Annotated in this window: 9 protein-coding genes; 1 reads left to right on the top strand and 8 read right to left on the bottom strand. The window is 67.6% G+C overall.

Features of this window, described 5'->3' with window-relative positions:
* Window positions 1-76: 76 nt before the first annotated feature.
* The 7 genes from guaA to ASF54_RS16580 form a co-directional block, all read right to left on the bottom strand.
* A complete protein-coding gene (gene guaA, locus ASF54_RS15475) occupies window positions 77-1,660 on the bottom strand; it encodes a glutamine-hydrolyzing GMP synthase (protein ID WP_055965101.1) in 1,584 nt (527 codons plus the stop codon).
* A complete protein-coding gene (locus tag ASF54_RS15470) occupies window positions 1,657-2,097 on the bottom strand; it encodes a DUF3817 domain-containing protein (protein WP_055965098.1) in 441 nt (146 codons plus the stop codon). The genes guaA and ASF54_RS15470 overlap by 4 nt, the downstream gene beginning before the upstream one ends.
* 31 nt (window positions 2,098-2,128) lie before the next feature.
* On the bottom strand, window positions 2,129-2,956 hold the full coding sequence (locus ASF54_RS15465) for an SURF1 family cytochrome oxidase biogenesis protein (protein WP_055965096.1): 828 nt from the start codon (window positions 2,954-2,956) through the stop codon (window positions 2,129-2,131).
* Entirely contained in the window at window positions 2,956-4,386 is a 1,431-nt protein-coding gene (locus ASF54_RS15460; protein ID WP_055965093.1) for a cation:proton antiporter, read from the bottom strand. The genes ASF54_RS15465 and ASF54_RS15460 overlap by 1 nt, the downstream gene beginning before the upstream one ends.
* 5 nt (window positions 4,387-4,391) lie before the next feature.
* On the bottom strand, window positions 4,392-4,931 hold the full coding sequence (locus ASF54_RS15455; protein WP_233572912.1) for a cation:proton antiporter regulatory subunit: 540 nt from the start codon (window positions 4,929-4,931) through the stop codon (window positions 4,392-4,394).
* 256 nt (window positions 4,932-5,187) lie between these two features.
* Entirely contained in the window at window positions 5,188-6,309 is a 1,122-nt protein-coding gene (locus ASF54_RS15450) for a GuaB3 family IMP dehydrogenase-related protein (protein WP_055965089.1), read from the bottom strand.
* 83 nt (window positions 6,310-6,392) lie between these two features.
* Complete coding sequence (locus ASF54_RS16580; RefSeq protein ID WP_157510227.1) at window positions 6,393-6,623, bottom strand: hypothetical protein; 231 nt, start codon at window positions 6,621-6,623, stop codon at window positions 6,393-6,395.
* A gap of 222 nt (window positions 6,624-6,845) precedes the next feature.
* On the opposite strand from ASF54_RS16580, the gene ASF54_RS16575 reads away from it, so the two are divergent.
* Window positions 6,846-7,013: a hypothetical protein gene (locus ASF54_RS16575; protein WP_157510226.1), complete on the top strand. Its 168-nt coding sequence runs from the start codon at window positions 6,846-6,848 to the stop codon at window positions 7,011-7,013.
* 469 nt (window positions 7,014-7,482) lie between these two features.
* On the opposite strand, the gene guaB is transcribed toward ASF54_RS16575, so the two are convergent.
* Window positions 7,483-8,985, bottom strand: a complete 1,503-nt coding sequence (gene guaB, locus ASF54_RS15440) for an IMP dehydrogenase (protein ID WP_055965083.1) — start codon at window positions 8,983-8,985, stop codon at window positions 7,483-7,485.
* Window positions 8,986-9,324 lie beyond the last annotated feature (339 nt).

Below are 9,324 nucleotides of genomic sequence, written 5' to 3'. Positions count from 1 at the left end.
CGACACCGCCGAAAGGCGGTGTCGCGGGCCGAAAGCGGTGCAGCTCGGAGCCAGGCAGCCAGCTAGCTGCGCGCCGCTACTCCCACTCGATGGTGCCCGGCGGCTTCGACGTGACGTCGAGCACGACGCGGTTGACGCCGGCGACCTCGTTCGTGATGCGGTTCGAGATCTTGGCGAGCACGTCGTAGGGCAGGCGAGTCCAGTCGGCGGTCATCGCGTCTTCGGAGGAGACGGGGCGGAGCACGATGGGGTGACCGTAGGTGCGCCCGTCGCCCTGGACGCCGACCGACCGGACGTCGGCGAGGAGCACGACCGGGCACTGCCAGATCTCGTTGTCGAGGCCCGCCGCGGTGAGCTCGGCACGGGCGATCTTGTCGGCAGCGCGAAGCAGCTCGAGACGCTCGTGCGTGACCTCGCCGACGATGCGGATACCGAGGCCTGGCCCGGGGAACGGCTGGCGGCCGACGATGACCTCGGGAAGCCCGAGCTCGCGACCGATGGCGCGGACCTCGTCTTTGAACAGGGTGCGGAGCGGCTCGACGAGCTCGAACTGCAGGTCTTCGGGGAGGCCGCCGACATTGTGGTGGCTCTTGATGTTCGCGGTGCCGGTGCCGCCGCCCGACTCGACCACGTCGGGGTAGAGCGTGCCCTGCACGAGGAACTTGACCGGCTCGCCAGCGCCCGAGGCGTCGGCTTCGAGAACGAGGGCCGTGGCCGCCTCCTCGAAGGACCGGATGAACTCACGACCGATGATCTTGCGCTTCTGCTCGGGGTCGGAGACTCCCGCCAGAGCGTCGAGGAACTGCTGCTCGGCGTCGACCGTGATGAGACGGATACCCGTGGCAGCGACGTAGTCGTTCTCGACCTGAGTGCGCTCATCGGCGCGCAGCAGGCCGTGGTCGACGAAGATGCAGGTGAGCTGGTCACCGACGGCCTTGTGCACGATCGCCGCGGCAACGGCCGAGTCGACCCCGCCCGAGAGACCGCAGATAACGCGCCCCGCACCGATCTGCTCCTGGATGCGTGCCACTTGCTCGGAGATGACGTTGCCGCTGTTCCAGTCGGCGGGAATGCCTGCCGCGCGGTGCAGGAAGTTCTCGAGCACGGCCTGCCCGTGGGCGGAGTGCTTGACCTCGGGGTGCCACTGCACGCCGTACAGACGTCGGGCGTCGGAGGCGAACGCGGCCACGGGGGTCGACGCACTCGAGGCGAGCACCTCAAAGCCCTCGGGCGCCTTCAAAACGGAGTCGCCGTGGCTCATCCACGCCGTCTGTGCGGCAGGTTGACCATCGAGCAGTGTCGACTCGGTGCCCGAGACGGTCACGTCGGTGGCGCCGTATTCACGGGCGCCCGTCTTCGCCACCTCGCCGCCCAGGGCGACGGCCATGGCCTGGAAGCCGTAGCAGATGCCCAGCACGGGCACTTCGAGGTCGAGGATGCCGGCGTCCAGGGCCGGCGCACCCTCTTCGTAGACGCTCGACGGGCCGCCACTGAGGACGATGCCGACCGGGCTCTTCGCCGCGACCTCGGCCGCGGTGATGGTGTGCGGCACGATCTCGGAGTACACGCCGGCCTCGCGAACGCGTCGGGCGATCAACTGGGCGTACTGCGCACCGAAGTCGACGACGAGGACGGGCTTCTGCACGGTCTCGTCGCTCATGCGGTGGCCTTCGCCGTCTCGCGCTCTGCTTGCAGCGCCTCGTATTCGGTCAGGGCGATCTTGGCCATGTGGCGCTCCACGAAGAATGACATCAGAGGGATGACCCCGCCGAGAGCGATGAGGATGAACCGAGAGAACGGCCACCGCATGATGCTCCACAGGCGGAAGTCGGTGAACAGGTAGACGACGTACAGCCAGCCGTGGGCGATGAGGATGCCGAGCGACAGGTCGAGTGCTGGGCTGCGGATGGTGCCCTCGCGCACGAAGAAGCCGCGAGGATCGCCTATGGCCATCTCGGTCTGGAGGCCGGTGTACTTCAACAGCATCTCGAAGCAGAGCAGCAGCAGCATCACACCGGTGACGTAGGCGGAGATCTTGTACAGGCGCACCGCCCCCGGGATCTTGGGGATATTGCGCGGCCGAGGCTTCAGGGGCATGGGAGCCAGTCTAATCGAGGCGGATCAGGGGTCAGTCGGCGTGAAGCGATGCCTGGGGAGAACCGCCCTCGAGCAGCGCATGGGCCTCTTCGGCCTCCTCGATCTCGCGCTCGAAGGCGTCTCGCACGAGACGGAACCAGAGGAAGATCGCGAAGCCGGCGAAGACCACCCACTCGATCGCGTAGAAGAGGTTCAAGAAGTTGATCGACGTCTTGTCGATCGGAGGCGGCGAGTAGATCGCCGTCAGGTCGCCCCAGGGGCGATCGGCCACGACATAGCCGTTGTAGACGTCGCCCGAGAAGTCGCTCCACTGATTGATGAGCTGCGGTACGGCGACGACCGTCTCCCGCCCCTCCTGGAATTTGCCCTCGGATGCGGCCTCACTCGGCAGGTACCGCCCGGCGAGCGCGGTCGTGGTCGGGGCCACCGGCACCGACGAGATCGCGTCCCGCGCGTCGGCGGCAGTCGCACCCCAGCCGAGCGCAACGGCAAGCGAGCCGCCCGTCGAGGAGTCGACGAAGCGGCCGACGAGCCAGTAGCCGCTGTCGGAGTGGTTGAGGCGGCCGCTGATGACGCGGAAGTCGTCTTTGTCGAACGCGCCCGTGACCGTCACCTTCTGGCCGGTGAACTTATCGAGGTATTTACTCTGGGGCGACGTGAGGTCGGAGAGGGGGGTGCTGGTCTCGGATCCTGTGCTGACGGGCTTGAGGCTGTCGACGCTTCGATCGAGCTGCCAGTGCCCGAGCCAGGCGAAGAGGGCGGCGACACCGAGGGCGAGGGCGAGCATGCCGATCCAGCGCGGTCGACGCGCGACCTCCCACATGCTGTCGGGAAGCGGTCTCACCTGGTCGTCGCGCATCAGTATTCGGGGTCTCTCTGCCGTGTTGCTCGGTGGTCGGACTGCTGGCTGGCCTGCTCGGCCGCAGCGTCGACCTCGTCGTCGTCGGTGCCGTAGAGGAACTCGTTGGTGTCGACGGGGACCGCAAGCGCCACCGCTTCGAGGTCGTCGTCGAGATCGGCACTCTGCCGGGGGGTCTCACCGGCGAGGGCCGCCTCCATCAGCGCGATCTCTTCGCTGCCCCGCGGCACGACCTGCTGCTTCGCGTTCGCCCGGGCGGCCTTCTTCTTCTTGCGCAAGAGTACGCCTCCGATCTTCTCGGAATTGGCGGCGAGCAGCGGCCCGATGACGGCCATGATGAGCACGTAGAGACCGGCAAACGGTTGGATGCGGTCGTCGAGCCCCGCCCCCAGCGAGAGCGTCGCAAGGATCAGGGCGAACTCGCCCCGATTGTGCAGAATCGCCGCCGCGTTGATTCCGGCCTGCGGCCCGAGCTTGTTGAGCCACGCGACGAACTGGCCGGCACCCGCGTTGAGCACGATCGTCATGACGACGGCCGCGATCACGGGCCAGACCACCGCGGGGAAGGTGCCGGGGTTCAGCGCGAGGCCGAAGTTCAAGAAGAAGAACGCCGCAAAGACGTCGCGCATCGGGAGCGCGAAGGTCTCGATGCGGTTGCGGAACCGCGTCGCCCCGCAGACCAGACCGATCAGGAACGCCCCGATCGCGTCGGTGACGCCGAGAATTTCGCCGATCCCCGCGAACATGACGGCGAGCCCGAAGAAGAGGATCGTGAAGAGCTCGTCGTCTTTGGTGCGCATGAGTTTCGAGACCCATTTGCCGCCCCACCTCGCGATGGTGAACATCACTATGAGGAACAGAAACGCAATCGCGAGTTTGCCGATGACCGGCCACGGCGCGGTCTCGCCACTGAGCACGACCGAGACGATGGCCAGGTAGATCGCGATGAAGATGTCTTCGACGACGGTGATGCCGAGGATCATCGGCGTCTCGCGGTTCGCCAACCGACCGAGCTCGATCAGCAGCTTGGTGACGATCGCCGACGACGACGTGGCCGTGATGCCCGCGATCACGAGCGCCTCGCGCGTGCCCCAGCCGACCCAGAAGCCGAAGGCCAGGCCGACGACCATATTGACGGCTATGTAGCTGCCACCCGAAAGCACGAGCTTGCCGACGTTGCCGAAGAACTCGTCTTGATCGAACTCGAGCCCGAGGTTGAACAGCAGGAGGATCAACCCGAAGATCGCGATCAGCTCGATCTTGTCGGACTCGAAGTCGAGGGGGAACCAGCCGACGTGCGGGCTCGCGAGCAGACCGACGACCATGTAGACGGGAATCGTCGGGAGGCCGATCAGCTTCGCCAGCCGGCCGAGGATGTACGCCAGGACGAGGAGGATTCCTAAGACGAGGAGCTCTTGACCCAGGTGCATACGGCTTAGACCCCCGGCGGGGAGTCGAGCGACGAACCGCCGTCGACGAGCGTGCTGCCGCCCGCAGGCACGCCGGCCGCCGACTTGATGCCGCCGCTGCGGTAGAAGTGGAACGCCTTCGCGACCTTCTCGGGCGAACCCGCGACCACGAGCGTGTCGCCCGGGAACACCTTGAAGTCGCCCGAGGGCGCCGGGTTGGCGGTCTCACCGCGCACGACCGCCACGACGGTCAGACCGACGACGCCTTTGGCTGCGAGGTCGCCGAGCGGCTGCCCGGCGATGTGGTCGTCGTAGTCGACCGTGAACCAGTCGATGCTGAGGCCCGGCATCTGCTCGAGCGCCGACAGCGACTCGGTGATGCGGGTGCCGCCGAGCAACTCGGCGAGGGTGTGCGCTTCGTCTTCGCTCAGACGCAGCGACACCTTCGTGACGTTGTCGCCGTCGGCATCGTCGCTGAACGTGATGAGGTCGCTGTGGCCGGAACGATGCGTGATCACTCCGCACTTGCCACCGTCGTCGGTGATGAAGGTGTGAAGCACTCCCACACCGGGGAGTTTCACACGACGCACGTCAACCATGGGCTGGTCTCCAGAAGCTCGGGGGCAGTCGTCTCAGCTTACCGTCGCGAAAATCGAGGCGAGCCGGCCTGTCCACAGGGTCAACAAGGATCCGGCGGCGGCGCTTCCCGGCACCGGGTCGCCCCGCGCACGCTGTCAGCGAACCCGGCCCGCAGGATCCTGCGCTTCTCGTCGGTGCGAGCCGAACGGCCGCAACTCGCGCCGCTCGACCCGACCTGCGCGGCTAGTGCGGGTGGTACGGCGCGACGACCACTTCGACGCGCTGGAACTCTTTGAGGTCGCTGTAACCGGTCGTCGCCATCGAGCGGCGGAGGGCTCCCATGAGGTTCGCCGTGCCGTTGGTCGTCGGCGCCGGGCCGAACAGGATGTTCTCGAGCGTGCCGGTCGATCCGACGTGCATGCGCCGGCCACGAGGCAGTTCGGGGTGGTGCGCTTCGGCTCCCCAGTGGAAACCGCCACCCGGCACGTCGGTCGCACGGGCGAGGGCGGCACCGAGCATGACGGCGTCAGCCCCCATCGCAATGGCCTTGACGATGTCGCCCGAGGTGCCGAGACCGCCGTCGGCGATGACGTGCACGTACCGGCCGCCCGACTCGTCGAGGTAGTCGCGGCGTGCTCCGGCGACGTCGGCGACCGCCGACGCCATGGGTGCGTGGATGCCGAGCGAGGCTCGGGTGGTCGAGGCTGCTCCCCCGCCGAACCCGACGAGGACGCCGGCCGCACCCGTGCGCATGAGGTGCAGCGCCGCCGTGTAGGTGGAGGCACCGCCCACGATCACGGGCACGTCGAGTTCGTAGATGAACTTCTTGAGGTTGAGCGGCTCGGCGTTCTTCGACACATGCTCGGCCGAGACCGTCGTGCCGCGGATCACGAAGAGGTCGACACCGGCGTCGACCACCGTCTGGTACAGGTCTTGGGTGCGCTGCGGGCTGAGGGCGCCGGCGACCGGGACCCCGGCGGCGCGGATCTCGGCGAGCCTCGCCGTGACGAGCTCGGGCCGGATGGGTGCCGCATAGATCTCTTGCATTCGAGCGGTGGCGATCTCGTCGGGCAGGCCGCGGATCTCGGCGAGCACCGCCTCGGGGTCGTCGTAGCGAGTCCAGACGCCCTCGAGGTCGAGCACGCCCAGGCCGCCGAGCTGACCGATGCGGATGGCCGTCGCGGGGCTCACCACGGAATCCATGGGGGCCGCGATGATCGGCGTCTCGAAGTGGAACGCGTCGATCGACCAGCCGAGGTTGACGTCGCGGGGGTCACGGGTGCGGCGGCTCGGAACGATCGCGATGTCGTCGAACGCGTATGCGCGGCGGGCGCGCTTGGCGACGCCGATCTCTACCTCAGTCACTCGTCAACCCTACCGGCCTGCCGCCCCACGTATCGCGGACTCCGCAACCTGCCGCGGCCGGGCTCCTAGTCCGCAACGCGTCGTCACCATGGGTCGCCGGGCCGACGCCGCGGGCCGAAGGGGACGCCCACCTGCGCGAGGCGCCGCGACAGGAGCTCAGGATCCGAGGCTTCGCGCCAGCCCCAGCGCACCAACCGTCGCACCTCGGGAAGCGCTTGCAGCCAATCGCCCCGCCTTTTCTCCTCGAGCAGAGCCTGTTCCACCGAGCGCTCCGGCCGGAACTTCGGTTGGAGGTATTCTGATCGCCGTCGCATTCGCCGAGCACTCCCACCTCCTCCCAGAAGAGATCGCCAAAGGCCGTCGCACCGTGGGAACCGTGAAACTTCTTCTGTAGCAGTGGGCGGGGTGCGCCGCGGGCGTGAACGCCGACGCGACTAAGAGATTCCGCCGCGGACCCTGCGAGCCTGTCGGCGAACCGGACGACGTGCGTCGCCGACGCGAAGCGCCGAGCGGCGCTCCGAGAGTCGAGGGCTGCCGTGAACTGGCCCTCGATCACGTGGCCGGAGTTCAAGGCTGCGTCCGCGACGACCACCCCGAGCGAAAACGGCACGGTCAATGCGACGTCGATGACGGTCCGTGCCAGCGACGTCAACAGGAAGCCGTCGAACGAGACCGTCTCCGACTCCTCGAGGGCCGCCGTGTGACACCGTGTCGCCGTGGTCGATCGAGTGGTGCTGCGCTCCGGGTCGGTGACATCGACGAGCCGAGGCCAGTCGCCGACCCAGGGCAGACCCCAGGCATACGCCGCTGCCGCGTGCGAGAGTACGAACCGGCCGCGCGTCACCAGCCGTGCCGCCTGGATCCTCAACCGGAATCGCTCGTCTCGATCGGCCGCGCTCCAGTCGACGGCCCGGACGTGGCAGCCCCGGGCGAGCCGCACCAGAAGCCCTCGCTCGACAGCGCGCCTGGTTGCGCCGTCGTCGCTGCCGCTCCGGACGATTTCGGTGGCACCCTCGAGTCGATTCATGACCCAAGCCTGGCTCGACGCCGTACCTTCAGGCGGGGCTCGACACTGCCCCTGTGGATAACCCCTGGCAGACACGAAACGGACAACTCGACCTGCCGCGGCAGGTCGAGTTGTCCGTCAGACGTATTGCGGCGCAGGCGCAGCGACTACCGACGGTAGTTCGGCGCCTCCACCACCATCTGCAGGTCGTGCGGGTGGCTCTCCTTGAGCCCAGCAGCGGTGATGCGCACGAACTTGCCGCGGGCCTTCAGCTCGGGGATCGTGCGGCCTCCGACGTAGAACATCGACTGGCGGAGCCCGCCGGCGAGCTGGTACACGACGTTGGCGAGCGCGCCACGGTAGGGCACCTGGCCCTCGACGCCCTCGGGAATGAGCTTGTCGTCGCTCGGCACATCGGCCTGGAAGTAACGGTCTTTGGAGTACGAGGTGTTCTTGCCGCGGGTCTGCATGGCTCCGAGGGATCCCATGCCGCGGTAGGCCTTGAACTGCTTGCCGCCCACGAACACCATCTCGCCGGGGCTCTCGTCGCAGCCGGCGAGGAGCGAGCCGAGCATGACGGTGTCGGCGCCGGCCACGAGGGCCTTGGCGATGTCACCGGAGTACTGCAGGCCGCCATCGGCGATGACCGGAACGCCGGCCTCGCGAGCGGCGAGCGACGCCTCGTAGACGGCGGTGACCTGGGGCACGCCGACGCCCGAGACGACCCGAGTGGTGCAGATCGAGCCGGGGCCCACGCCGACCTTGATCGCGTCGGCGCCGGCGTCGATGAGGGCCTGGGCACCCGAGCGCGTTGCGACGTTGCCGCCGATCACGTCGATGTCGGCGAAGGTCGGGTCGGCCTTGATGCGCTTGATCATGTCGAGCTCGCCGAAGCTCTCGCCGTTGGCGGTGTCGACGACGAGGACGTCGACGCCCGCGTCGCGGAGCGCCTGGGCGCGCTGCCACGCGTCGCCGAAGAAGCCGATCGCCGCACCGACACGAAGTCGGCCCGCGTCGTCTTTGGTCGCGTTCGGGTACTGCTCGGTCTTGTCGAAGTCTTTGACCGTGATGAGACCGCGGAGGCGACCGGCTTCGTCGACGAGGGGAAGCTTCTCGATCTTGTGCTGCGCGAAGATGGCGATCGCCGAGTCGGGATCGACGCCCTCGGCCGCGGTGATGAGCGGCGCCTTCGTCATGACGTCGCGCACGAGCGTGCTGGCCATCTCGAACTTCGAGACGAAGCGCATGTCTCGGTTCGTGATGATGCCGACGAGCGTGCCGTCCTGCTCGATGACCGGCAGGCCGGAGACACGGAACTGACCGCACAGGGCGTCGACGTCGGCGACGGTCGCGTCGGGCGTCGTGGTGACCGGGTTGGTGATCATGCCCGACTCGCTGCGCTTGACCTTGTCGACGTGGGCCGCCTGGTCGGCGATCGACAGGTTGCGGTGGATGATGCCGAGACCGCCCTGGCGCGCCATGGCGATGGCCATGCGGGATTCGGTGACGGTGTCCATTGCCGCGGACAGGAGCGGCGTCGCCACCCGGATCCTTTTCGTCAACTGCGACGAGGTGTCTGCCTCGGACGGGATGACGTCGGTGTGCCCGGGCAGGAGCATGACGTCGTCGTACGTGAGTCCGATGAAACCGAAGGGATCCGGCTGGTCCATGAGCCACCTTTGAGTGAATGAAGCTGCGACAGTGGGGGCCGGTTTCGCCGTCGAGCACCGGTGATACATCTTAACCCGCGAGGCACGCGATCATTCCCGAGACCGGAGCGGAGCAGGCCCGCCACCGACCCGCAACAGCGCCGACACGAGCCGCTGGTACCGCGACGGGCCTAGGAACCATTTAGACTCCTGTGTCTCTACCGTGTTTTCGCGGAAACACAGCCGACACATAGGGAAAGTACTGTCAACGACGACGGCGAGCCAGACCCTCGGGGAAATGTCCGACTGGGCCGTCCAGGAGGTTCTGTGATTCTCGTGCCCACGAACACACCACCGCTC

The organism is Frondihabitans sp. Leaf304 (genome assembly GCF_001423105.1).
Classification (GTDB): domain Bacteria; phylum Actinomycetota; class Actinomycetes; order Actinomycetales; family Microbacteriaceae; genus Frondihabitans.
This window is presented reverse-complemented; position numbering and strand designations above follow the sequence as displayed.